The 22,505-nt window shown below is 72.3% G+C and carries 21 protein-coding genes, 2 pseudogenes and 1 riboswitch; of the genes and pseudogenes, 12 read left to right on the forward strand and 11 right to left on the reverse strand.

Annotated features, from left to right (window positions below; genetic code table 11):
* Positions 1-104: 104 nt before the first annotated feature.
* Positions 105-1,682, reverse strand: a pseudogene (gene cobC / locus OHB49_RS31970) (Rv2231c family pyridoxal phosphate-dependent protein CobC).
* Positions 1,683-1,763: 81 nt separating this feature from the next.
* Between cobC and OHB49_RS31975 the strand changes: the two are divergent.
* A pseudogene (locus OHB49_RS31975) lies at positions 1,764-1,847 on the forward strand (permease); the annotation flags it as partial.
* 24 nt (positions 1,848-1,871) lie between these two features.
* Here OHB49_RS31975 and OHB49_RS31980 read toward each other — a convergent pair.
* The 7 genes from OHB49_RS31980 to OHB49_RS32010 all read right to left on the reverse strand — a co-directional run bounded on the left by OHB49_RS31980 (position 1,872) and on the right by OHB49_RS32010 (position 10,714).
* Complete coding sequence (locus tag OHB49_RS31980; protein WP_329164432.1) at positions 1,872-3,407, reverse strand: cobyrinate a,c-diamide synthase; 1,536 nt, start codon at positions 3,405-3,407, stop codon at positions 1,872-1,874.
* Positions 3,401-4,009 carry a cob(I)yrinic acid a,c-diamide adenosyltransferase gene (cobO, locus tag OHB49_RS31985; protein ID WP_030920034.1) on the reverse strand — a complete coding sequence of 203 codons (609 nt, stop codon included), beginning with the start codon at positions 4,007-4,009 and terminating at the stop codon, positions 3,401-3,403. Before cobO ends, OHB49_RS31980 begins: the two co-directional genes overlap by 7 nt.
* Complete coding sequence (locus OHB49_RS31990) at positions 4,009-6,042, reverse strand: putative cobaltochelatase (protein WP_329164434.1); 2,034 nt, start codon at positions 6,040-6,042, stop codon at positions 4,009-4,011. Before OHB49_RS31990 ends, cobO begins: the two co-directional genes overlap by 1 nt.
* A 136-nt stretch (positions 6,043-6,178) precedes the next feature.
* Positions 6,179-7,765, reverse strand: coding sequence for a cobyric acid synthase (locus OHB49_RS31995; RefSeq protein WP_234432906.1), 1,587 nt, complete (start codon positions 7,763-7,765; stop codon positions 6,179-6,181).
* On the reverse strand, positions 7,762-8,742 hold the full coding sequence (locus tag OHB49_RS32000) for a cobalamin biosynthesis protein (protein WP_329164438.1): 981 nt from the start codon (positions 8,740-8,742) through the stop codon (positions 7,762-7,764). The genes OHB49_RS31995 and OHB49_RS32000 overlap by 4 nt, the downstream gene beginning before the upstream one ends.
* A 151-nt stretch (positions 8,743-8,893) precedes the next feature.
* Positions 8,894-9,022, reverse strand: a riboswitch (cobalamin riboswitch).
* Between the two features lie 165 nt (positions 9,023-9,187).
* Positions 9,188-9,421, reverse strand: coding sequence for a hypothetical protein (locus tag OHB49_RS32005; RefSeq protein WP_313936657.1), 234 nt, complete (start codon positions 9,419-9,421; stop codon positions 9,188-9,190).
* 12 nt (positions 9,422-9,433) lie between these two features.
* On the reverse strand, positions 9,434-10,714 hold the full coding sequence (locus OHB49_RS32010; RefSeq protein WP_329164441.1) for an inorganic phosphate transporter: 1,281 nt from the start codon (positions 10,712-10,714) through the stop codon (positions 9,434-9,436).
* A gap of 292 nt (positions 10,715-11,006) precedes the next feature.
* On the opposite strand from OHB49_RS32010, the gene OHB49_RS32015 reads away from it, so the two are divergent.
* From OHB49_RS32015 to OHB49_RS32025, 3 genes are all read left to right on the forward strand, one after another.
* Positions 11,007-11,729 carry a class II aldolase/adducin family protein gene (locus OHB49_RS32015; protein ID WP_329164442.1) on the forward strand — a complete coding sequence of 241 codons (723 nt, stop codon included), beginning with the start codon at positions 11,007-11,009 and terminating at the stop codon, positions 11,727-11,729.
* An 81-nt stretch (positions 11,730-11,810) separates the two neighbouring features.
* A complete protein-coding gene (locus OHB49_RS32020) occupies positions 11,811-12,938 on the forward strand; it encodes an alpha/beta hydrolase (RefSeq protein ID WP_030974535.1) in 1,128 nt (375 codons plus the stop codon).
* Positions 12,939-13,120: 182 nt separating this feature from the next.
* Entirely contained in the window at positions 13,121-14,431 is a 1,311-nt protein-coding gene (locus OHB49_RS32025; protein ID WP_329166685.1) for a hypothetical protein, read from the forward strand.
* Between the two features lie 81 nt (positions 14,432-14,512).
* On the opposite strand, the gene OHB49_RS32030 is transcribed toward OHB49_RS32025, so the two are convergent.
* Positions 14,513-14,926, reverse strand: a complete 414-nt coding sequence (locus OHB49_RS32030) for a VOC family protein (protein ID WP_329164445.1) — start codon at positions 14,924-14,926, stop codon at positions 14,513-14,515.
* Positions 14,927-15,016: 90 nt separating this feature from the next.
* Entirely contained in the window at positions 15,017-15,907 is an 891-nt protein-coding gene (gene ypfJ, locus OHB49_RS32035; RefSeq protein ID WP_329164446.1) for a KPN_02809 family neutral zinc metallopeptidase, read from the reverse strand.
* A 273-nt stretch (positions 15,908-16,180) separates the two neighbouring features.
* On the opposite strand from ypfJ, the gene OHB49_RS32040 reads away from it, so the two are divergent.
* The 3 genes from OHB49_RS32040 (at position 16,181) to OHB49_RS32050 (ending at position 19,271) form a co-directional block, all read left to right on the forward strand.
* Complete coding sequence (locus OHB49_RS32040; protein ID WP_329164447.1) at positions 16,181-17,779, forward strand: ABC-F family ATP-binding cassette domain-containing protein; 1,599 nt, start codon at positions 16,181-16,183, stop codon at positions 17,777-17,779.
* Positions 17,780-18,099: 320 nt separating this feature from the next.
* The gene (locus OHB49_RS32045; RefSeq protein WP_007263382.1) at positions 18,100-18,321 is read left to right on the forward strand and encodes a helix-turn-helix domain-containing protein; all 222 of its coding nucleotides are present in this window, start codon (positions 18,100-18,102) and stop codon (positions 18,319-18,321) included.
* 158 nt (positions 18,322-18,479) lie between these two features.
* Positions 18,480-19,271, forward strand: coding sequence for an enoyl-CoA hydratase/isomerase family protein (locus OHB49_RS32050; protein ID WP_030974523.1), 792 nt, complete (start codon positions 18,480-18,482; stop codon positions 19,269-19,271).
* A 53-nt stretch (positions 19,272-19,324) separates the two neighbouring features.
* Here OHB49_RS32050 and OHB49_RS32055 read toward each other — a convergent pair whose 3' ends face one another.
* The gene (locus tag OHB49_RS32055; protein ID WP_030974521.1) at positions 19,325-20,026 is read right to left on the reverse strand and encodes a hypothetical protein; all 702 of its coding nucleotides are present in this window, start codon (positions 20,024-20,026) and stop codon (positions 19,325-19,327) included.
* 93 nt (positions 20,027-20,119) lie between these two features.
* On the opposite strand from OHB49_RS32055, the gene OHB49_RS32060 reads away from it, so the two are divergent.
* Genes OHB49_RS32060 through amaP form a run of 5 tightly spaced genes read left to right on the forward strand, consistent with a single transcriptional unit; the run spans position 20,120 to position 22,455 of the window.
* A complete protein-coding gene (locus OHB49_RS32060; protein ID WP_030974519.1) occupies positions 20,120-20,608 on the forward strand; it encodes an Asp23/Gls24 family envelope stress response protein in 489 nt (162 codons plus the stop codon).
* Between the two features lie 32 nt (positions 20,609-20,640).
* The gene (locus tag OHB49_RS32065; protein ID WP_030920082.1) at positions 20,641-20,832 is read left to right on the forward strand and encodes a hypothetical protein; all 192 of its coding nucleotides are present in this window, start codon (positions 20,641-20,643) and stop codon (positions 20,830-20,832) included.
* 5 nt (positions 20,833-20,837) lie between these two features.
* Complete coding sequence (locus OHB49_RS32070) at positions 20,838-21,191, forward strand: hypothetical protein (protein ID WP_329164449.1); 354 nt, start codon at positions 20,838-20,840, stop codon at positions 21,189-21,191.
* Positions 21,188-21,871 (forward strand): DUF6286 domain-containing protein, encoded by a 684-nt coding sequence (locus OHB49_RS32075; protein ID WP_329164451.1) that lies wholly within the window; start codon positions 21,188-21,190, stop codon positions 21,869-21,871. Before OHB49_RS32070 ends, OHB49_RS32075 begins: the two co-directional genes overlap by 4 nt.
* Positions 21,872-21,876: 5 nt before the next feature.
* Positions 21,877-22,455, forward strand: coding sequence for an alkaline shock response membrane anchor protein AmaP (gene amaP / locus OHB49_RS32080; RefSeq protein ID WP_392754592.1), 579 nt, complete (start codon positions 21,877-21,879; stop codon positions 22,453-22,455).
* The last annotated feature ends 50 nt before the right edge of the window (positions 22,456-22,505 follow it).

Genomic DNA, 22,505 nt, shown 5'->3' on the forward strand with positions numbered 1-22,505 from the left:
AGCGGACGGACGAGCAACAGCGAGGCGGGGAGCGGTGTTCGCGTGATCTCACGCGAACACCGCTCCCCGCCCGTGCGTTGGATCAGCCGCCGGGCCCCTGGCCGTCAGCGGCCGACGAGCATCAGCGCCTGATCGAGCGCCTGCAGAAAGCGGTTGGTGGTCACCCGGTCGCGTACGGCCAGCCGCAGCCACTCGGGGCCGAGCCCCGGAAAAGTGTCGCCGCGCCGCGCCGCGAACCCCAGCGTCCGCAGCCGCTCCCGTACCTGCGCGCCCCGCTCCAGCCGGACCAGCACGAACGGTCCGTCGGTCGGCTCGGCCACCCGCACCTCGGCGAACTCCATGAGTCCCGCGACCAAATGGGCCCGGTCCACCGCGATCCGGTCCGCCGCGGCGGCCGCCTCGGCCAGCGCCCGCGGCTCCATGCAGGCCTCGGCCGCCGCCAGCGCCGGCGAGGACACCGGCCACAGCGGCTGGGCCTCCTGCAGTGCGCCGATGGTCTCCGGAGCGGCCAGTACGTAACCGATCCGCAGCCCCGCCAGCCCCCACGTCTTGGTGAGGCTGCGCAGCACGACGAGGCCGGGGATGTCCGTACGCCCGCACAGCGCCTCGCGCTCGCCCGGGACCGCGTCCATGAATGCCTCGTCGACCACCAGCGTCCGTCCGGGGCGCGCCAGTTTCTCCAGTGCGGCCGCCGGATGCAGCACCGACGTCGGGTTGGTGGGATTGCCGACCACCACCAGATCCGCCTCGTCGGGCACGGTCGCCGGATCCAGCCGGAAGCCGTCCTCGGCGCGCAGCAGCACCCGTCCCACCTCGTGCCCGGCCGCGCGCAGCGCCGCCTCGGGCTCGGTGAACTGCGGATGGACGACGACCGGCCGCCGGGCCGGCAGCGCCCGGGCGATCAGCACGAACGCCTCTGCCGCGCCCGCCGTCAGCAACACCCGCTCCACCGGCAGCCCGTGCCGCCGAGCGACCGCGGCCCGCGCCGGGCCCCCGTCCGGGTAGGCGGCGAGCGTGGCCAGAGAGGCGGATATTCGTTCCCTCAGCCAGGCCGGGGGCGTATCCGTGCGTACGTTGACGGCGAGATCGGTCAGATCCCGGCCGCGTACCTCCGCGTCACCGTGATGCCGCAGATCGTGCCCGCCCGCGCTGTTCACGTCGGGACTCTCAGTGGGAGTGTGCATGACTTCCAGGGGGGTGTGGGGGGCGAGTTGATGACCGTGGGTGGAGCGACAGCAGGACGACTATGTGCCCGCCACCGGGCTCCACGCAACGGTCGGATCCGGATGCGCGTGCTACGCCCGCCGGGCCACCGCACACGTCACCTTCCCCGTCCGCCCCCGGGGGGTCGACTTCCGCTTCGGTACGAGCAGTTCGTCCGCGCCGACGAGAGCCGCCGCCTCCGCGACCGACGGCGTGCCGACCGCTGCGAGCGACACACCCGACGGATTCGGCACCACGACCGCGGCCAGCTCGTCCGCTCGGTAGGCACGCACCGGTACGCCCAGCCGCGCCGCAGCGCCGACGATCCCCGGCTCGTCCGCCTTGGCGTCGACGGTCGCCAACTCCACGACGCTGCAGGGCGGGAGACCGGCCTCGCGCAGTACGGAAAGGACGAGCCCCAGCACTTCGTCGGCCGTCACACCGCTGCCCGCCCCGACCCCGACGACCAGCAGAGTCATGGGAGAGATCCTTTCGCGAACTCGAGGGACGGGACGGGTCAGGGGACGCGGGCAGCGGGGCCGATCGGCCGACAGGAGTCCGTGGCGGTGTTCGTCGCGCTCGGCGCGTTCCTGATGACCTCGGCGGGCGGCCGGGTCGCCCGTCGCGTCACCGGCCGTCGCCACCGTGGGCATCGCGGACCGACGGTGTCATCCCGCGGCCCGCTCGACGAACCGCCGGGCGATGCCCGGTGCCGAAGCCCAGTGCGTATGCAGATAGCTGGCATGGACGCCCTGTTGCACGAAGCCCTCGACACGCCGCTCCGGCAGATGCATGCCCCATGCGGGCGCGGAACCGGCACCCGGCTCCAGCACCGTCCGGTGGAACTCGTGCCCACGCAGCCGTGTGCCGACCGCGGCCAGCGCACTGTCGGTGATCGCGACGGCCTCCCGGTAACCGAGCGTCAGCCGCTTCGACATCCGGCCGTCGGCGTCGAGCACCCCGCACATCGGCAGTCCGTCGAGCGAACGCGACAGATAGAGCAGCCCGGCGCACTCGGCGGCGACGGGTGCCCCGGCGGCCGCGAGATCGGCAACGGCCTTGCGGAGCGGCTCGTTGGCGGACAGCTCGGGGGCGTACACCTCCGGGAACCCGCCGCCGATCACAAGCCCCCGGGTGCCCTCGGGCAGAGCCACGTCCCGCAGCGGATCGAACGTCACGACCTCCGCCCCGGCGGCGGCGAGGAGCTCGCTGTGCTCCGCGTAGGAGAAGGTGAACGCGGGCCCCCCGGCCACGGCGATGACGGGGCGGCCACGACCGGGCCCGTCCGGGCCACCACCCTCCGGCTCGTCCGGCGTCCGAGAACCGGGGCCGGGGGCGGAGCCCCGGTTCCGGGAGGGGCCGGGGAGGGGAACAGTCGTGTCGCGGGCATCCCCGCCCCCCACCGCACCCCGCACGGCCTCCACCGGGTCCCACGCCCCGGAGCCCGCAGGCGACCGGGGGGCCGACCGCGCCAACGCCATCAACGCATCCAGATCGCACCCGCCGCTCACCTGCGCGCCCATGGCCGCGACTGCGGCCACCGCGTCGCCCCGCCGCTCGGCCACCGGCACCAGTCCCAGATGCCGCGAGGGCGTGGCCACCTGCTCGGCCCGCCGCAGCACACCCATCACCGGCACACCGGACTCGTCGAGCGCATCCCGGAGCAGCATCTCGTGCCGGTCCGAGCCGACCTTGTTGAGGATCACCCCGCTGATCCGTACCTCCGGATCCCACGAGGCGAAGCCGTGCACCAGCGCGGCGACCGACCGCGACTGCGCCGACGCGTCCACGACCAGCACCACCGGCGCCTGCAGCAACTTCGCGACATGGGCGGTCGACGCCAACTCGCCCTGCCCAGCCCGTCGCCCGCCACCACCCTGCCTGAGCACTTCGCGCCCTGTTTGGATTCCAGCCCCGTCGTACAGCCCCATCACGCCCTCGATGATCGCCAGGTCGCACCCACGCGCCCCGTGCGCGAACAACGGAGCGACCAGCTCCGGCCCGCACATGTACGCGTCGAGGTTGCGCCCCGCCCGCCCGGTGGCCAGCGAGTGATAGCCGGGGTCGATGTAGTCGGGTCCGACCTTGTGCGGCGACACGGCGAGACCGCGCCGGGTGAAGGCCGCCATCAGACCTGTCGCCACGGTGGTCTTGCCGCTGCCGGAGGCCGGCGCGGCAATCACCAGTCGCGGAATCGTCACCACTCGATGCCCCTCTGGCCCTTCTGCCCGGCGTCCATCGGGTGCTTCACCTTCGACATGTCGGTCACCAGATCGGCGGCCTCGACGAGCTTCTCCGGGGCATTGCGCCCGGTGATCACCACATGCTGCGTGCCTGGGCGGTTGCGCATCACCTCGACCACCTCGTCGGTGTCGATCCAGCCCCAGTGCATCGGGTACGCGAACTCGTCGAGGACATACAGCTTGTACGTCTCGGCAGCCAGGTCACGCTTGACCTGCTCCCAGCCCTCCCGGGCCTTCTCCTCGTTGTCCGCGTTGTCGCCGTGCAGGCCGCGCTGCACCCACGACCAGCCCTCGCCCATCTTGTGCCAGGCGACCGTGCCGCCCTCACCGCTCGCGCCGAGCACCTTCAGCGCGTTCTCCTCGCCGACCTTCCACTTCGCCGACTTGACGAACTGGAACACCCCGATCGGCCAGCCCTGGTTCCAGGCACGCAGCGCGAGTCCGAACGCGGCCGTCGACTTGCCCTTGCCGATACCGGTGTGGACGAAGAGCAGCGGACGGTTGCGGCGCTGGCGAGTCGTCAGCCCGTCGTCCGGCACGGTGGTCGGCTGTCCTTGCGGCATCAAGCTGCCCTCCTGTTGGATCCGTTGGATCCCTTGGTTCCCTGGGTTCCCTGAACGTCCCTGACGAGTCCGGCGATCGAGTCGGCCCGCAGCTCGTCGAGCGTGACCGCGGTGCCGCCGAGATCGCGCGCCAACCGGCCGGCCAGCCCGAGCCGCACGACCCCCGACTCGCAGTCCACGACGACGGACGCCGTGCCCTCCGCCTCGTGCAACCGCGCGGCCCGCGCGGCCAGTGCCACCGGGTCCGGGCCACCGGTCGCCCGCCCGTCCGTCACCACGACCAGCAGCGGCCGCCGCGACGGATCGCGCAGCCGTTCCACCCGCAGCACGTCATGGGCCTTCAGCAGCCCGGCCGCGAGGGGGGTACGCCCACCGGTCGGCAGCGTCTCCAGGCGTGCGGCGGCCGTGTCCACGGACGACGTCGGCGGCAGCGCCACTTCGGCGCCCTTGCCCCGGAAGGTGATCAGACCGACCTTGTCCCGCCGCTGGTACGCGTCCAGCAGCAGCGACAGCACCGCGCCCTTCACGGCGCCCATGCGCTGCCGGGCGGCCATCGACCCGGATCCGTCCACGACGAAGAGCACCAGGTTCCCCTCGCGCCCCTCCCGGGTGGCCTGCCGCAGATCATCGCGCCGCACCACGAGGCCGCGCCCGGTGCGTCCGCGCGCGTGCTGGTGCGGGGCGGCGGCCTGCACGGTCGCCGTGAGATGCAGCTTGGTCAGCAGCCCCTCGGGCCGCCGCGCACCGGTCGTGCGACCGTGCTCGGTACGCGCCCGGGACCGCCGCCCCGCCGCACCCTCGCCGATCCCCGGCACGCTGAGCATCTTCGTCCGGAACGGCTCGGCAGCTCGTACGGGCTGCTGCTCACCGCCCCCGGCCGGGCGGCCCTGCGAGGGGAGTCCGGGCGTGTCGCCGTCCCCCGCCTCGGGCTGCGGCGGCGTGTCGGGCCCGTCCTCCCGCGGCGGCTGCCCACCCCCACCAGGCCCGTCCGGATCGGGGTCGTCCCCGCCGCCGTCCCCTTCACCGCTGTTCTGCTCCAGCGTGTCGTCGAGCTTGTCCTCGTCGAGACCGGGCGCGTCGAACGGGTTGCGGCGGCGCCGGTGCGGGAGCGCGAGGAGCGCTGCCTGCCGGACGTCCTCGGCGAGCACATCGGTACGTTCCGCCCACGCGGCAAGTGCGGTCGCGGTGCGGGCCATCACGATGTCGGCGCGCATCCCGTCGACCTCGAAGGCCGCACAGGTGGCGGCGATCTGCCGCAGGGCACGGTCCCCGAGGGTCACCTGAGGAAGCAGCGCCCGCGCGGCGACGATCCGCTCCCGCAACGTCCCTTCCTCGTCGGCCCACCGGGCGGCGAACCCGGCCGGATCGTCGTCGTACGCGAGCCGACGCCGCACCACCTCGACCCGCTGGTCGGTCTCGCGCGACGCCGCGACCTCGACGGTCAGCCCGAACCGGTCGAGCAACTGCGGCCGCAGTTCGCCCTCTTCGGGGTTCATCGTCCCGACGAGCAGGAACCGCGCGGCATGCCGTACGGAGACCCCTTCGCGCTCCACGTACGAGGCGCCCATGGCCGCCGCATCCAGCAGCAGGTCCACCAGGTGGTCGTGGAGCAGGTTGACCTCGTCGACGTACAGGATTCCGCGATGTGCATCGGCGAGGAGCCCCGGCTCGAACGCCTTGACCCCCTCGGCGAGCGCCCGCTCGATGTCGAGCGCCCCGACGAGCCGGTCCTCGGACGCGCCCACCGGCAGCTCCACGGTCCGAGCCGCCCGCGACACGCCGCCCCCGGCCTCGTGAGGCCCATCGGGACACGCGGGATCGGGCGACGCCGGGTCGCACGAGAACCGGCACCCGGAGACGACATCGACCTCGGGCATGAGCGCGGCAAGTGCCCGCACGGCGGTGGACTTGGCGGTGCCCTTCTCCCCACGCACGAGCACACCACCGACAGCGGGCGATACGGCGTTCAGCAACAATCCGAGCCGCAGATCGTCCTGCCCGACGATGGCAGTAAAGGGATACGGGGTACTCACAAAGCCTCCTTGACGACGTCATCCATCCACGGACCGCATTCCAGCCCGTCCGGCGTTCGAGGACCGGGGTCCGGGGCGGAGCCCCGGTTACGGGAAGGGGCGGGGCGGGGAGGAAAGCCCGCCGCAGGCGTTCCCTTCACGCCAACCCCCCAGGCACCCCGGGCTCGTCAGCGCCACGCGCACCAGCCACAACACCGCCCCCTCGGGCCGCCGGCACCTCCGGGGCGCCGGGGCCCACGAACGGCAGTCCTTCCGGCACCCCCGCCTCGATCAGCCGCATCAGCGCCCCCGTATCCGCATGCTCCTCGATCAAGTCCCCCAGCCGGTCCAACTGTTCCTCCCGCAGCGCCCCGAAACTCGTGTCCGGCGCCGGCACGAACCGCCGCCCGGCAGCCGCCGCGACCTCCATCAGGAACCGCCGCCGGAAGCCGTCGCTCTCCAGCGAGCCGTGCCAGTGCGTCCCCCACACCGCCCCCACCCGGCACCCGTCCAGGAACGGCTCGCCGCCCCGCACATCGGCGACCCCGTGATGGATCTCGTACCCCTCCACCGGCTCCCCGAGCGCCGAACCGACCGGCCGGGCCAGGGTCTTCTCCCGGTCGAACCGGATCCGTACCGGAAGCAGCCCGAGCCCTTCGACCTGCCCGGCCCGCGACTCCACCTCGTCCTCGATGCGCTCGCCGAGCACCTGGAACCCGCCGCAGATACCGAGCACCGGACGCCCCTGGGCAGCCCGCCGCAGCAGCGCGTCGGCCAGCCCGCGTTCGCGCAGCCAGGCCAGCGCCTTCACCGTGCCGCGCGTGCCGGGCACGATCACCAGGTCCGCGTCGGCGAGCTCCTCCGCCCGGTCCACGAACCGCACCACCACACCCGGTTCGGCGGCCAGCGCGTCCACATCGGTGAAGTTCGACATGAGCGGCACCGCGCACACCGCGACCCGCAGCACGTCCTCGCCGTGCGGCGGCGCGACGACCGATTCGCGTACGGCCCCGCGCAGCGAGACCCGCAGTCCGTCCTCCTCGTCGATGCCCAGGCCATGGGCGAACGGCAGCACCCCGTAGGTCGGCCGCCCGGTGAGCCCGTGCAGCATGTCGAGCCCCGGCTCCAGCAGCGACACGTCGCCGCGGAACTTGTTGACCAGATAGCCCGCGATCAGCGCCTGGTCCTCGGCGCTGAGCAGCGCCGTCGTACCGAAGAAGGAGGCGAAGACACCGCCACGGTCGATGTCGCCGACGACGACCACCGGGAACCGCGCGGCCCGCGCGATCCCCATGTTCACGATGTCGGTGCGGCGCAGATTGATCTCGGCCGGGCTGCCCGCCCCTTCGCAGATCACCGCGTCATACGTGCCCCGAAGCTGCTCCAGACAGTCCACGACCGTGGAGAGCAGCGACTCCTGCCGCCCCCCGTGGTAGCCGCGTGCACTCATCTCGCCCACCGGCCTGCCCATCAGGACGACCTGGCTGGAGCGGTCGCTGCCGGGCTTGAGCAGTACCGGGTTCATCAGCGCGGTCGGCTCCACCCGGGCTGCCTGGGCCTGCATCGCCTGCGCACGTCCGATCTCCGCGCCCTCGCGGGTGACGAACGAGTTCAGCGACATGTTCTGCGCCTTGAACGGCGCGACCTTCACTCCCTGGCGCACCAGCCAGCGGCAGATGCCTGCCGTGACGACGCTCTTGCCCGCGTCCGACGTGGTTCCGGCGACCAGCAGTCCGCCGCTCATTTTCCGCTCCGTCCCGCGGCCGGGCGCCGCCCCGTGGCCGACCGCCGTCCCGCGATCAGCCGGCCCGCCGCGCACACGCCGAGGGCCAGCACCCCCACCCGGCGCGACAGCCGCACCGCGCGCTCGATGTCCTCGGTCCGCACCGCACGGCCGGCCGCGCCGTTCAGCACCGGCCGGTGCTCGACTCGGCCGGCGTACGCGAGGGTCCCGCCCAGCCGTACGCCGAGCGCGCCCGCGAACGAGGCCTCCACCGGCCCCGCGTTGGGGCTCGGGTGCTTGCCGGCGTCGGCCCGCCAGGCCCGTACCGCCCGACGTGGATGCCCGCCGGCAACCACGGCGAGCACGGCCGTGAGCCGGGCACCGGGCCAGCCCACGACATCGTCCAGCCGGGCCGAGGCCCAGCCGTAGCGCAGATGGCGCGGTGATTTGTGTCCGACCATGGCGTCGAGGGTGTTGACGGCCCGGAAGGCGACGAGTCCGGGCACGCCGCCCACCGCGCCCCACACCAGCGCGCCGACCACCGCGTCGGAGGTGTTCTCGGCGACGGACTCCACCACGGCGCGTGCGATCTGCGGCCCGTCGAGGGAGTGCGGGTCGCGGCCGCACAGATGGGGGAGCCGCTCACGGGCCAGTGCGATGTCACCGGCGGCCAGCGCGCCGCCGATGGCGCGGGCCTCCCGCCCCAGCGATGTGCCGCCGACGACCGACCAGGTCGCGGCCGCGGTGAGGGCGACGGATGCGGCGGGATGACGGCGTACGGCACGGGCGGCCAGCGCGGCTCCGGCCGCGGCACCTCCGGCGCAGACCAGGGTGTGCAGCGCGCCCCACCCGCGGTGGTCGCGCCACAGGCGGCGCTCGACGGCCGCGGCGGCCCGTCCGAACGCGGCGACCGGATGCCGTCGGCGGGGATCACCGAGCAGCTGATCGCCGATCAGACCGGCCGTGGCGCCGTACGCGAAGATGCGGTCGGCTCGCACGGCTCAGCCGGCCGTTGCGCCTCGAAGGACCTTCGTACAGCCGGCTCCCGGTGGGAGCGGCACAGAAACGGACGACGACGCACGGCAGCCGGGCATGGCGATATGTCCTCACTCAGGGTCCGCGCCCTGGTTCGACGTGACCGGCGGCGAGAGTCTCCTGGCTCCCGGATCCGCAGTTCCCCCGGCCTTCCAGCCCGCCTGCGCGAGCCGTGACTTCCGGTGTGGGGGACTGCTCCCCGGTGACAGTGGCGGGACCGCGCCGGATTCGCACCGGCTTCCTCTGCTGTCGCCGTAAATGGCTCCGGCAGTCCACCACGCTCCGCGAATGCCCGTCAACCTGGCCTTGACCTGCGGCGGCGCAGTGTGCGCGGACGCACATCGGGCCGGCCACACGCGAGGTGTGTCCGGCCCGATGGAACCCCGATGACGGAGTGCGGCCAGGTGCTCAGGCGACGATCAGATAGATCCCGTACGCGACCGCGGCCGCGCAGAGCCCGAAGCAGAGGTACGCGCCGGTGCGGGCGAGTGCCAGGGAGCCTGAGGCGGAGCCGCCCTGCGCAGCCGGTTCCGGCTGCTTGGAGAGGCCGACGATGCCCAGGGTGAAGAGGCCCACCAGCGCCACGGTGACGACGAGGGAGACGCCGAAGACGGAGCCGAGAGCTGCCCAGTCGATGTTCATGGTGATCTGTCCTTACACCGTGGCGGGCCGCGCCGGATCGGCGACGGTTCCGGCCGGGGCCGGGATGGTGGTCTTGAGGTCCGTGGCTGCGGTCGCGTCCGCCGTGGTGGCCGGAGCCGCGGCCCCGGTGGGCGGCGGGGTGACGGCCGCGATGGCGGTGGTGATGACACCCGCCGGTTCGGCGGCGGGAGCGACATCGCCGTGACCGACCGGCTTGCGGCGGGACAGCAGCCAGATGGCGGCGGACCCGCCGATCAGCAGCATGGCGACGACGACGACACCCCAGGTGCCCTGCTTGGTGAGGAACTCCGCGCCCGCACCGACCAGACCGGCGGCCGGCAGGGTCAGACCCCAGGCGACGAACATCCGGGTCGCGGTGGACCAGCGGACCACACCGCCCCGGCGGCCCAGCCCCGCACCCATCACGGCGCCGGAGCACGACTGGGTGGTGGAGAGGGAGAAGCCGAGGTGCGAGGAGGCCAGGATGACCGTGGCCGCGCTGGTCTGGGCGGCGAAGCCCTGCGGCGGCTTGAGTTCGGTGAGGCCACTGCCCATGGTGCGGATGATGCGCCAGCCACCGAGGTAGGTGCCGAGCGCGATGGCCATGCCCGCGGAGACGATGACCCAGACCGGCGGGTTGGAGCCGGGGGACAGGACGCCGCCGGTGACCAGGGCCAGGGTGATGATGCCCATGGTCTTCTGCGCGTCGTTGGTGCCGTGGGCGAGCGAGACCAGTCCGGCCGAGGCGATCTGGCCGGCGCGGTAGCCCTTCGCGGTGGCCTTCTCCTGGGCGTCGTTACGGACCTTGCCGCCGATCCGGTACGTCAGCCTGGTCGCCAGCAGTGCGGCGAGACCGGCGACGACCGGGGCGGCGACCGCGGGGAGCAGCACCTTGGTGACGACGGTGCCGCCGTCGACCGAGGACCAGCCCGCCGACATCACCGCGGCGCCGATGAGACCGCCGAAGAGGGCGTGGGAGGAACTGGACGGCAGGCCGACCAGCCAGGTCAGCAGATTCCACAGAATGGCGCCGACGAGGGCCGCGAAGATGACTTCTGTCCGCAGCCCGTTCTCGTTGATGATCCCGCCGGAGATCGTTTTGGCGACCTCGACCGAGAGGAACGCGCCGACCAGGTTGAGAGCGGCGGACATGGCCACCGCTGTCTTGGGTTTGAGAGCGCCGGTCGAGATGGTGGTCGCCATCGCGTTGGCGGTGTCATGGAAACCGTTCGTGAAATCGAACACTAGAGCTGTCACGATCACAATCGCGAGGAGCAGCGTGATGTGTTCCATTTACCCAGGCAATCGTTCGACGTCATTGGCTCGTGGACCGTAGGCAACCTGGGTGAACGGAAGATGAACTGGACGGGGCTCTGTGGTGACTCAAAACGGAGTGGCGTTGATCGTTTCGTCCGCCACGCGACAGTCGGAGGCCACCGCAGGGCGTGCGGTGGCCGGAATCCCTCGCGGCGCCGCGTCCCGTGGACCGCCGATTCCGAGGGCGAATCCGCTGGAAAATCCGACAAAGAGATGTCGGTCACCCGACGCCCTCCTGCCGCACCCGCCCCGCTGACAGGATTGCCCCATGAGCGATCGGGATGAGGACGGAAGCGGCGCAACAGCCGCGCAGGACACACAGGATGCACACGCCGCACATGATGCACAGGACGCCGTCGAGCAGGCCTGGCACGGCGTCGTCGCCACCGCTCGCAGGACCGCGGCGGAGGGCCTGGTCGTCGGGACCTCGGGCAATGTGTCGGCGAGGGTCGGCGACCTCGTCCTGGTCACGCCGAGCGGTGTGCCCTACGACCGGCTCGGCCCCGGCGACGCCGTCGCCGTCGACCTGGAGGGCCGTCAGGTCCTCGGCGAACTGGCCCCGACCAGCGAACTCCCGCTCCACCTGGCGGTCTACCGCAACAGCGACGCGGCCGCCGTCGTGCACACCCACGCCGTACACGCCACGGCCGTCTCCACCCTCGTCCACGAGGTCCCGCTCGTGCACTACGCCGCCGCCATGCTCGGCGGCCCCGTCCGTACCGCGGCCTACGCGCGGTACGGAACGCAGGAGCTGGCCGACAACATGCTGGGCGCCCTGCGTGACCGCACCGGCTGTCTGCTCCGGAACCATGGGACCGTCACCTACGGATCCACCCTCGACGAGGCCTACGACCGCACCGCCCAGCTCGAATGGATGTGCAGGCTCTGGCTCACCTCCGTCTCCGTCCCCGGCCGTTCCCCGTCCCTGCTCACCCGGGCCCAGCTGGACGAGGTGCAGGACGCCCTGAAGGGATACGGACAGCCAGGCTGACCGGGAGGGGTGTACCGCACCCTGCCACCGGACGGCCCCCGCCCACTGGCAGGGTGCGGTACACCCCCCGACACTGAAGCGGTGCGCCCGGCTACAGCGACGGCAGCAGCCGTCATCACCGTCCTCGGCGTCGGCGCGGCAGTGGTCGCGGCCGGCCGGTACGCCAGCGACGCCGCCCTCAGGGTGCCGTCCGGCCGTCCCCTCCCCGCCGACCGCAAGCTCACCGTGCACGCCACAGCGGCCGGACAGGTCACGCTCACCCGCTCCTTCGCCGCGCTCCGGCCCGGTACGTACGGACTGATGGGCGACGGCGTCCACGCCGTCGTCGGCCCGGTGATCGAACAGGCGCCGCACGCCGCCGACGCCGTCGTGCGCCGACTGGAACGCGTCAACAGCGGCAGCCTGGAACCCGGCACCCAGGTCCGGATCACCCCCGCGCTGCACAGCGGCGACCCGAGCACCGCCCTCGGCCTCGACCACCAGGACGTCGAGATCCCGGGCGAGCTCGGCTCCATGCCCGCCTGGTTCCTGCCCGGCCCCCGGGACACCTGGGTCATCACCGTGCACGGCCTCGGCACCACCCGCGAACACCCCATGAATGTCATGGAATGCCTGCACGGGCTGCGGCTCCCGGTGCTCGACCCGGCCTATCGCGGGGACCCCGGAGCCCCACGTTCCCCGGACGGCCTCGCCCACCTCGGCGAGTCCGAATGGCGAGACCTGGACGCGGCGATCCGTTTCGCCGTGCGGTACGGCGCCGAGAAGGTCGTCCTGCACGGCTGGTCCACCGGCGCCTCGATGGCCCTGCACGCGGCCGTCAACTCCGCGCTCCGCGACCGGATCTGCGGCCTCGTCCTGGACTCCCCGGTGCTCGACTGGGCCACCACCCTGCGCGCCCTGGCCACCGCCCGCGGCGTCCCGTCCGCACTGATGCCGCTCGCCGTCCGCGCCGCCCAGGGCCAGACCGGACTGCACGGAGCCAGGCTCCTCGATACCTCCCTCCCGCTGGCTCTGCAGGTCCCGACGCTGATCTTCCACGGCCCCGACGACACCCTGGCCCCCTGGCAGCCGTCCCGCGATCTTGCCGCGCGCCGCCCCGATCTGGTCGCCCTGCACCCCGTACCGCAGGCTCCGCATGCGGCAATGTGGAATGCCGGCCCGGCCCGCTACGAAGAGGCCATGCGGCGCTTCCTCACGCCCCTGATGTGACCTGATGCGATGGATCAACCGGTTGGTCCGGCCCGGTCCACCGCCCCTTCCCTCGCGAATTCGGGTTCCGTTTGGGCTTTCGGGCCGTCAGAGGCAAGACTGCTCCCGTGACGTCCCGTACCCCGCGCGACTCCAGGCTGCGACTTGTCCGCCCGCGACCCCTTGCCACCGCCCGCAAGGTCGTGACGACCCGGCGCACCAGGCCGGCCCCCCGCCCGCCCGAGGGCACCCCGCCCCGTGCGGAACTGGCCCGCCAGGCCAGGGCCGCGCTGGCCGACGCCGTGCGGATCGCCCGCTGGGCCGCCGACGGCGCGAGCCCCGGCACGGCCCTGCTCGCCGCCCACGCTCTCGAACGGGCCGCGGCCGCACTGGAATTGTCCCCGGCACAGGTGCGCTCCGGCTGGGACCGGGCCCGCCTGGCCGGCCTCGTGGAGCTGCACGGCGATACCGCACGCCCGGGCTGGCGACTGCGCGCCTGGGACCGCGACGACTCCGCGGTGCTCCGCGGCTGGGTGGCGCTCTTCGACGCCTGGTCGCTCGTCCACCCGGCGCCCGAGGACATCGAGGCCACCGCGGTCGCCGAAGCCGTCGAGGCCGTGCCCCAGGTGCTCTCCCTCCTCCAGCTCTCGGCAGGCCCGGTCACCGTGCCCGCCCTGCTGGATCTTCTCGGCCAGCGCGTCGCGGAACTCCACGAGGAGCGCTGCGAGGTGCCGTACGGGCCGCAGGCGCCGCCCGAACCCGCCGAACCGGCCCCCACCGCACACCCCGCCGCCCTGGTGGCGCGCCTCCTCGACTGGGCCCTGGAGGGGCTGGCAGCCGTCGGCGCTCTCACGCTCGGCGTCGGCCACGCCACCCTCACCCCGCTCGGCAACTGGGCGGTCTGGGTCAAGCTGGAACAGATCTGCGTCGCCGCCCAGAGCCCGGCCGGGAACATCGAGCAGTCCGCCGCCGACATGCTGCTCGGCTGCGCCCGGCTCACCCCGGGGCCGGCCCGCGCCGAGTACCGTGCCTGGCTCGCCGCCCGCCCCGTCGGCAGCGCCGTCGCCGAACTGCTCGCCGTCGCCCGCGGTGAGGACGCACTGCTGCGCGGACTCGCCTTCGAAGCGCTCCGGGTCGTCGGCGCCCCCGCCGAGCCCGTCGTGCGTTCCGTCGTCACCGATGCGTCGCTGCGCCCGTACGCACTGATCTGGCTGGCCGAGTACGACGGAGCCGACCCCGAGGACGCCCAGGAGGTCCTCAGCCGCGAGGAATCCACCTGGCTCTGGGTCGACACCGCGGCGGCCGTCGCCGACCACGGCGAGACCGCGCTGCTGGTCCGACACCTCGACTCGGCCGTCCAGGGCACCGTCCCGGCACTGCTCGAAGAGGTACGGGCCGTCGGCCACCCGCGCACGGTCCAGGTGCTGGTGGCGCTGGCCGCCGCCCACCCGGATCCGGCGCTGGCCAAAGCCGTCCGCCGGGCGGCGTTCCAGGTGCACACCGGCGGTGCCTGACCGACCCGCAGCAGGCCGTCCGGGGACGCGGACGCGTCAGCGCCTGTCCTCGGCCGCGGGCCGGGCCGAGGACACAGGTGCTCAGTCCGCGGACCCCGGGGCGTACGTCCCGAAGCTCCACACATTGCCCTCCGTGTCCCGCGCCATGTAGTCGCGCGAGCCGTAGTCCTGGTCCGTGGGCGGCATCAGGATCTCCACCCCGTGCTCCACGGCCCGGGCATGGTGCGCATCGACCTCGTCCACCACGACGTACACACCGCTCGGCCCCGCGCTCGCCATCGCCTTGGCGAAGACCCCTTCGCGGCCCTTCGACCCCAGCATCACCCTGCCGTTGCCGCAGGACAGCTCCGCGTGCAGCACCGTGCCGTTCTTGCCCTCGTACACCGCCTCCTCGGTGAACCCGAGGCCCTCCGTGAGCGTCTTGATCGCGGCCTTCGCGTCGTCGTACAGAATCGTCGGATAGATCGTCGGAACCCCGGCCGATGCGCCTGCCATGGCGCTCACCCCATTTCGCACTCCGCTTGACCCTCTGCTGTGATCTGCGTCTCAGTCTTTCATCGGCCACTGACAACGGCCCGGACCGGCTCAGCGGAAGGTGTTGCAGTCGGCCATGTCGCCGCTGCGGAAGCCGGTGGTGAACCACTGCTGGCGCTGCGCTGCCGAGCCGTGCGTCCAGGACTCGGGGGTGACGCGGCCCTGGAACCTCTCCTGGATCCGGTCGTCGCCCACCGCCGCGGCCGCGTCGAGCCCGTCCCGGATGTCCGTCGGCGTCAGCGACGTGATCAGCGGCCGACCGGTCAACTCGTCCGGCGTGGTCGTCGCGTGGTGCGCCCAGACCCCGGCGTAGCAGTCGGCCTGCAGCTCCACCTTCACCGCGTTGCTGTTCGAGCCCGTCCGGCCGTCCTGCGACCGGCTCAGCGTCCCCATCTGGTCCTGCACATGGTGGCCGTACTCGTGCGCGACGACGTACGCCTCGGCGAACGGGCCGCCGCTCGATCCGAACTTCGTCCGCAGATCGTCGAAGAACCCCAGGTCCAGATAGACCTGCCGGTCGCCCGGACAGTAGAACGGCCCGACCGCCGAGGTCGCGGCACCACAGGCGGTGCCGATCCGGTCGGTGAACAGAACCGTCTTCGCGTCCGCGTACCGCGCGCCCCGCCGGGCGAACTCCCGGCGCCAGAAGTCCTGCACGCTGTTGACCACCGCGACGGTCCGGCAGTCGTCCCGGGTGTTCGCGTCCTGGCCGGTCCGGCAGCTCTGCTCGACCTGCGCCGCCGAGGACGCGGTCGCCGTGGTGCCCGAGTCGCCCGACGAAAGGCCCAGCTGGTCGGGGCCGACACCGAAGAACAGTCCCAGGAGCAGCGCGATGACACCGATGAGGCCGCCGCCCACCGTCGCCTTGCCGCCCGGGATCCGGCTGCCTCGAACATCCCGGACCTCGGACGTGTCCAGATCGGCGTCGTCGTCGAACTGCATGGGACACCACTCTCCGCTCCGGCCGCGGCTGCCTCACCGCCGTGCGCCGAGTATCGGACAGTTCATCCGCACCTGCCCCTTTTTGGTAACAGGGTGCAGTGGGCCGGCCGCACTGGGCGAGCGACCGGCGAGCCCGGCGTGAGCACGCGGAAAAGCAGTTGCACACCGCCAGTAGACTGACCCCTATGGCAATTCTCCTTGTGCACTAGACGGCGTCGAGATAACTCCGCCCGTCGTCCCGCCCGCCGTCCATACCGCCCTGGAGTTTTACCCGTGATCACCGCTTCCGGCATCGAGCTGCGCGCCGGCGCCCGCATCCTCATCGAGTCCGCCTCCTTCCGTATCGCCAAGGGCGACCGCATCGGTCTCGTCGGCCGCAACGGGGCGGGCAAGACCACCCTCACCAAGTGCCTCGCCGGCGAAGGCGTGCCCGCCGGCGGCACCATCACCCGGTCCGGCGAGGTCGGCTACCTCCCGCAGGACCCGCGCACCGGCGACCTCGAAGTCCTCGCCCGCGACCGCATCCTCTCCGCCCGCGGTCTCGACGAGATCCTGCGCAAGATGCGTGAGAACGAGGAGCGGATGGCGAACGGCAAGGGCGCCACCCGCGAAAAGGCCATGAAGAAGTACGAGCGGCTGGAGACGGAGTTCCTCACCAAGGGCGGTTATGCCGCCGAGGCCGAGGCCGCCACCATCGCCGCCGCGCTCAGCCTGCCCGACCGGGTGCTCGCACAGCCGCTCCACACGCTCTCCGGCGGTCAGCGCCGCCGTGTCGAGCTGGCACGCATTCTCTTCTCGGACGCCGACACCCTGCTCCTCGACGAGCCGACCAACCACCTCGACGCCGACTCGATCGTCTGGCTGCGCGACTACCTGAAGAGCTACCGCGGCGGCTTCATCGTGATCTCCCACGATGTCGACCTCGTCGAGACGGTCGTCAACAAGGTCTTCTACCTCGACGCCAACCGCTCGCAGATCGACGTCTACAACATGGGCTGGAAGCTCTACCAGCAGCAGCGCGAGGCCGACGAGAAGCGCCGCAAGCGCGAGCGCCAGAACGCCGAGAAGAAGGCCGCGGCCCTCAACTCGCAGGCCGACAAGATGCGCGCCAAGGCCACCAAGACCGTCGCCGCGCAGAACATGGCCAAGCGCGCCGAGCGGCTGCTCTCCGGCCTGGAGGCCGTCCGGGTCTCCGACAAGGTCGCCAAGCTGCGCTTCCCCGAGCCCTCGCCGTGCGGCAAGACCCCCCTGATGGCGGAGGGGCTGTCCAAGTCCTACGGCTCGCTGGAAATCTTCACCGACGTGGATCTCGCCATCGACAAGGGCTCCCGCGTCGTCATCCTCGGTCTCAACGGTGCGGGCAAGACCACCCTGCTCCGGCTCCTCGGCGGCGCCGAGAAGCCGGACACCGGCGAGGTCATCGAGGGCCACGGGCTCAAGCTCGGTTACTACGCACAGGAGCACGAGACCCTCGACCCGGAGCGCTCCGTCCTGGAGAACATGCGCTCCGCCGCCCCGGACCTCGACCTCGTCGAGGTCCGCAAGACGCTGGGTTCGTTCCTCTTCTCCGGCGACGACGTCGACAAGCCGGCCGGGGTGCTCTCCGGCGGTGAGAAGACCCGCCTCGCGCTGGCGACCCTGGTGGTGTCCTCCGCGAATGTGCTGCTCCTCGACGAGCCGACGAACAACCTCGACCCGGCCAGCCGCGAGGAGATCCTCGGCGCGCTGCGCACGTACAAGGGCGCGGTCGTTCTCGTCACGCACGACGAGGGTGCGGTCGAGGCACTCCAGCCCGAGCGGATCATCCTGCTGCCGGACGGCGTCGAGGACCTGTGGGGCGCGGACTACCGGGACCTGGTCGCGCTGGCCTGATCCACTTCGACTGGATCATTCGGCCCAGACGTGATCCATCATCTGTGTGAGGACCTCTCATACCTCGGCGCGGCGCCCGGCAGATACCTGCCGGGCGCACCCATGTGGGGCCGAAGCCCCCCGTACGGCCCTGACCTGGCCGTTCATCTCGGACCCGCGGCCACTCGCCCCCATCGCCCTACGGAATGCCGGATTCCGTTTGTGATGGCGTATTCCCGGGGCGCCAAACCGGTTGTACGGACCTTGCCGAATGGGTGGCCAGGAAGCCCGCGAGGGGTGATCATGAGAGTCCAGAGCGCACTTCCCATGAGGAGGCACGGGTGGCCGAGACTCTGAAGAAGGGCAGCCGGGTAACCGGCGCCGCGCGCGACAAGCTCGCGGCAGACCTGAAGAAGAAGTACGACTCCGGTGCGAGCATCCGGGCGTTGGCCGAAGAGACCGGCCGCTCCTACGGATTCGTCCACCGGATGCTCAGCGAGTCCGGAGTCACGCTGCGAGGGCGTGGCGGAGCGACACGAGGCAAGAAGGCCGCCGCGGCCTGACGGCCGTCGGCGGATCGGGACACGTCGCTGGACGGACGCGTTCCGAGGGCTCACCGGTTTCGGCGGTGGCCACCCGGTAGATCGCGTGATCGACCGGGTGGTTACTGTTCAGTCACTTAGCTCGATCTGCTGACTGCACCCGATCCCGGAGGCGCCCCATGACCTCGCTCGACTCTGTGCTCGACCAGGACGGCGTACGACTCACCGTCGATGACGCGGTTGCCACGGTGTCCCTGACCAACCCGGCCAAGCGCAACGCTCAGTCCCCCGCTCTGTGGCGGGCGTTGTCGGCGGCCGGAAGGGCACTGCCAGGCAGCGTGCGGGTCGTCGTGCTGCGCGGCGAAGGGAAATCCTTCTCCGCCGGCCTCGACCGGCAGGCGTTCACCCCTGAGGGGTTCGACGGTGAGCCGTCGTTCCTGGACCTGGCGCGCGGTTCGGAGTCCGACCTCGACGCGACCATCGCCGAGTACCAGGAGGCGTTCACCTGGTGGCGCCGCAATGACATCGTGTCGATCGCGGCCGTGCAGGGACATGCCATCGGTGCCGGCTTCCAACTCGCCCTCGCCTGCGATCTGCGGATCGTCGCCGAGGACGTGCAGTTCGCCATGCGCGAGACCAGCCTGGGCCTGGTCCCGGACCTCACCGGCACGCACCCTCTGGTGAACCTGGTGGGGTATGCCCGTGCGCTCGAAATCTGCGCCACCGGCCGCTTCGTGCACGCGGAGGAGGCCGAGCGCACCGGTCTCGCCAACCTTGTCGTCCCCGCCGACCAACTCGACGAGGCGGCCCGGGACCTGTCCGCAGCACTGCTGGCGGCCCCGCGCGACGCCGTCATCGAGACCAAGGCGCTGCTGAGCGGTGCCGTCTCGCGCACGTACGAGGACCAGCGCACCGCCGAACGCGCGGCGCAGGGCCGCCGGTTGCGTGACCTGGCGGGCGTCACCGACTGAGAGCACGGCACCGGCCGGGCGACGAGCCGCCCGGCCGCCCCTCTCAGTCCTGCTCAGTCCTGCTCCACCACGGCGGTGACCAGCACGGTGACCGGCGGGTGCCCGTGCACGGCTTCCGACACCGCGGTGCGCACCGCCAGCGCCACGTCGAGTGCCCGGTGATCCCCGGACGTCGCCAGTTCGACCCGCACATGGTCCGGGGCCGTATGCACCGCGCTCCCCAGCACCCGGGTCAGTGTCGCGACGCCGGGGACCCCGGCGGCCGCGGTCCCCGCCAGGCCCTCCGGCTCCGCTCCACGCACCGCGGACGACTCCGGTGCCGACCGTTCGGGGGCCGTGTCCAGCAACTCCGTCACCCGTAGGTCCACCTCGCCGACCACCAGGCCCAGCCGTTGAGCGGCGGCTGTCAGCAGCGCCGAGCGCAGTGCGGCAGCGGCGGTGGGCAGCGGCCGGTCGGCCGTTGCCGACATCGTCGCCTCGATCCGCAGCGGCCCGGGCGGCAGCGCACTGGGCGGGGACGGCAGCGCCGGCTCCGGTGCGGAGTCGGGATCCGCCACCGCGATCCGTACCTCACCGAGCACCGGGCCGGGCCCGGGCGTGTCCGCCGTCCTGCGCAGCACCGCGACGGCGGCCCGCTCGGAGATCCACGCGCCGTCCGCCGGACCGCCCAGAGGGAGCAATCGGCCCAGGCCGAGCCTCTGCCGTACCGCAGCTGTCCATCCGTCGGCCCTGTGCGGGCTGTCAGCCGTCGTCATTGCCCCAGCCTGCCGCATCCGCGGCGCGAGATGGGGCAAGCGCACTTAATGTGGGCAGCGAAGTCCGACCCTGCCCTGAAGGGAAGTGTGGCGATGACCGACACCCCACAGCGGAACCGGCCCGAGAACCCCGACCAGGCGACGGGGGACGACAGCAGAAGGAGCCCGCTGACCAAGCGCGGTGGGGGAGATCCCGCCACCCGTGGCCGTACCACCATCGCCGACGGTGTGGTCGAGAAGATCGCCGGCATGGCGGCGCGCGACGTGATCGGTGTCCATGCGATGGGAAGCGGCCTCTCCCGTACCTTCGGCGCGGTGCGTGACCGGGTCCCGGGCGGCGGCAAGTCCGTGACCCGCGGCGTGAAGGCGGAGGTCGGCGAGTCGCAGACCGCCCTCGACCTGGAGATCGTCGTCGACTACGGCGTCTCGATCTCCGATGTCGCCCGTGATGTTCGGGAGAACGTCATTGCGGCGGTGGAACGTATGACCGGCCTCGAGGTCGTCGAGGTCAATATCGCGGTCAGCGATGTGAAGCTGCCCGACGAGGAGGACGACGACCAGTCCGAGCCACGTCTCCAGTAGGCCTCCCACCCGAGGCAGTTGAGGAGCGCACGATGAGCATGGCTGTGGTCGGCCTGGTGGCCGGCATGGCGCTCGGGTTCGCCGGGTACTTCGGCGGATTTGGGGCCTTTCTGCTGGTCGCGGCGTTGGGAGCGGTCGGCTTCATCGCCGGTCGTTTCCTCGACGGCGATCTGGAACCCGGCGACTTCTTCCGGAGTCGCGAGCGCGGCGACCGACGGCGGTGACGGCGTTGTCGGGGGTACTCGGCCGGATCCCCGCCGCGGAACGCGGGGAGACCAGGATCGCCGACCGGGTGGTCGCGAAGATCGCCGCACAGGCGGCGAAGGAGACGATCGACGAGCCGCCGAAGGAGGGTGCGTCCCCGCGTGCCACCGTCACGGTGCACCGTGACACCGCACGGGTACGGGTCAGTCTGGAGCTCGGATACCCCACCGACATCGGCCGCCAGTGCGGTGCCGTGCGTCGGCGGGTCATCGAACGGGTAAGGGCGTTGGCGGGGATGGAAGTGCCCGAAGTGGCCGTACAGGTCGAGCGTCTGCACCCCGCGGGAGCGAGCGCCGCGGCACAGGGGAGGATCCGATGACCGAACCCCAGGACCCGGGGAACAGCACGGGGCGCCTGCCCACCGACGACCGTGCGGAACACGGCGGGGCAGTCGCCCTGGACCAGTCGGCCTCCGCCGCCTCGTACGACCCGGCGCCGACGAAGGAAGGCGGCGGCAGTGCCGGCCGCTTCTGGTCCGCGCGCCGGATCCCCGCCGGTCTCGTCGCGCTGGTGGTCCTCGGCGGCGCCGGCCTGCTGCTGTACGACGTGGCGGCGGTACGGGCCGACCATCCGGCGATGCGGTGGCGCCGCTCGCTCGCCGACGAACTGGCGCAACGCCCGCTGAACGACGTGTGGGTGCTGGCCGGAGCGGGGGTCGCCATGGCGATCGGCCTGTGGCTGATCGTCCTCGCCGCCACGCCCGGCCTGCGCGACCTGCTGCCGATGCGCCGCGACCGTCCCGGTGTACGGGCCGGGCTCGACCGGACCGCCGCCGCCCTGGTCCTGCGCGACCGGGCGGTGGAGGTGTCCGGCGTGCAGTCGGTGCGGGTCCGGATGGGGCGTGCCAAGGTCGCGGTGCGCGCCGTGTCGCACTTCCGTGAACTCGACGACGTACGGGCCGACTTGGACACGGTACTGACCACGGGCATCGACGGACTGGGCCTGGCGAAGCCGCCGAGCCTGTCGGTGCATGTCCGCCGTCCGGCAAAGAAGGGGTGACCGCGGTGCTCAGTACCGTCAACCGGGTACTGCTCGGGCTCGCCGGCCTGGTGCTGATCTGCGGCGGCGGCGCGGTACTCGCCGCCGGGCTCGGTCTCTCCGTACCGTCCTGGTGGCCGTGGAGCGGCAGGACCGATGTGCTGCTCTCCCAGGCCGACCGGGACCGCTGGCGCGCCGACAGCTGGTGGTGGCCGACCGTGATCGTGGTCCTCGCCGTGCTGGTCGTCCTCGCGCTGTGGTGGTTCCTCGCCCAGCTCCGCCGCGCCCGCCTCGCCGAGGTGCTGGTCGAGAGCGGCGACGGCGAGGGGGCGCTGCTGCGCGGCCGGGCCCTGGAGGGCGTGCTCGCCGGGGAGGCGGGGACGCTGGACGGGGTGGCCCGTGCTCAGGTGATGCTGGTCGGCCGGCGCACTTCGCCGCAGGCCCGGATCAGCCTGCTCATGGAACCGCACGCGGCACCGGGCGAGGCGCTCGGCCGCCTCACGGACGAGGCGCTGGCCCATGCGCGGGACTCTGCGGGACTGGCGCAGCTACCGGCCGAGGTGCGGCTGCGGGCCGTCAAGCACCGTGCGGAACGCGTGAGTTGACGGCGGGGACGTCCGGCGGAGGAGCGATCCTGCCCGCCGAGGGGTCTCCC

This window comes from Streptomyces sp. NBC_01717, assembly GCF_036248255.1.
Classification (GTDB): Bacteria; Actinomycetota; Actinomycetes; order Streptomycetales; family Streptomycetaceae; genus Streptomyces.

Bases quoted from the DNA above. Each gene is read 5' to 3' on its own strand.
- OHB49_RS32015 (WP_329164442.1), top strand. From the start codon at position 11,007: ATGAGCGATCGGGATGAGGACGGAAGCGGCGCAACAGCCGCGCAGGAC.
- cobO (WP_030920034.1), bottom strand. From the start codon at position 4,009: ATGCCGCAAGGACAGCCGACCACCGTGCCGGACGACGGGCTGACGACT.
- OHB49_RS32065 (WP_030920082.1), top strand. From the start codon at position 20,641: ATGAGCATGGCTGTGGTCGGCCTGGTGGCCGGCATGGCGCTCGGGTTC.
- OHB49_RS32010 (WP_329164441.1), bottom strand. From the start codon at position 10,714: ATGGAACACATCACGCTGCTCCTCGCGATTGTGATCGTGACAGCTCTA.
- OHB49_RS32075 (WP_329164451.1), top strand. From the start codon at position 21,188: ATGACCGAACCCCAGGACCCGGGGAACAGCACGGGGCGCCTGCCCACC.
- OHB49_RS32060 (WP_030974519.1), top strand. From the start codon at position 20,120: ATGACCGACACCCCACAGCGGAACCGGCCCGAGAACCCCGACCAGGCG.
- OHB49_RS32050 (WP_030974523.1), top strand. From the start codon at position 18,480: ATGACCTCGCTCGACTCTGTGCTCGACCAGGACGGCGTACGACTCACC.
- OHB49_RS31995 (WP_234432906.1), bottom strand. From the start codon at position 7,765: ATGAGCGGCGGACTGCTGGTCGCCGGAACCACGTCGGACGCGGGCAAG.
- OHB49_RS32055 (WP_030974521.1), bottom strand. From the start codon at position 20,026: ATGACGACGGCTGACAGCCCGCACAGGGCCGACGGATGGACAGCTGCG.
- OHB49_RS32005 (WP_313936657.1), bottom strand. From the start codon at position 9,421: ATGAACATCGACTGGGCAGCTCTCGGCTCCGTCTTCGGCGTCTCCCTC.
- ypfJ (WP_329164446.1), bottom strand. From the start codon at position 15,907: ATGCAGTTCGACGACGACGCCGATCTGGACACGTCCGAGGTCCGGGAT.
- OHB49_RS32030 (WP_329164445.1), bottom strand. From the start codon at position 14,926: ATGGCAGGCGCATCGGCCGGGGTTCCGACGATCTATCCGACGATTCTG.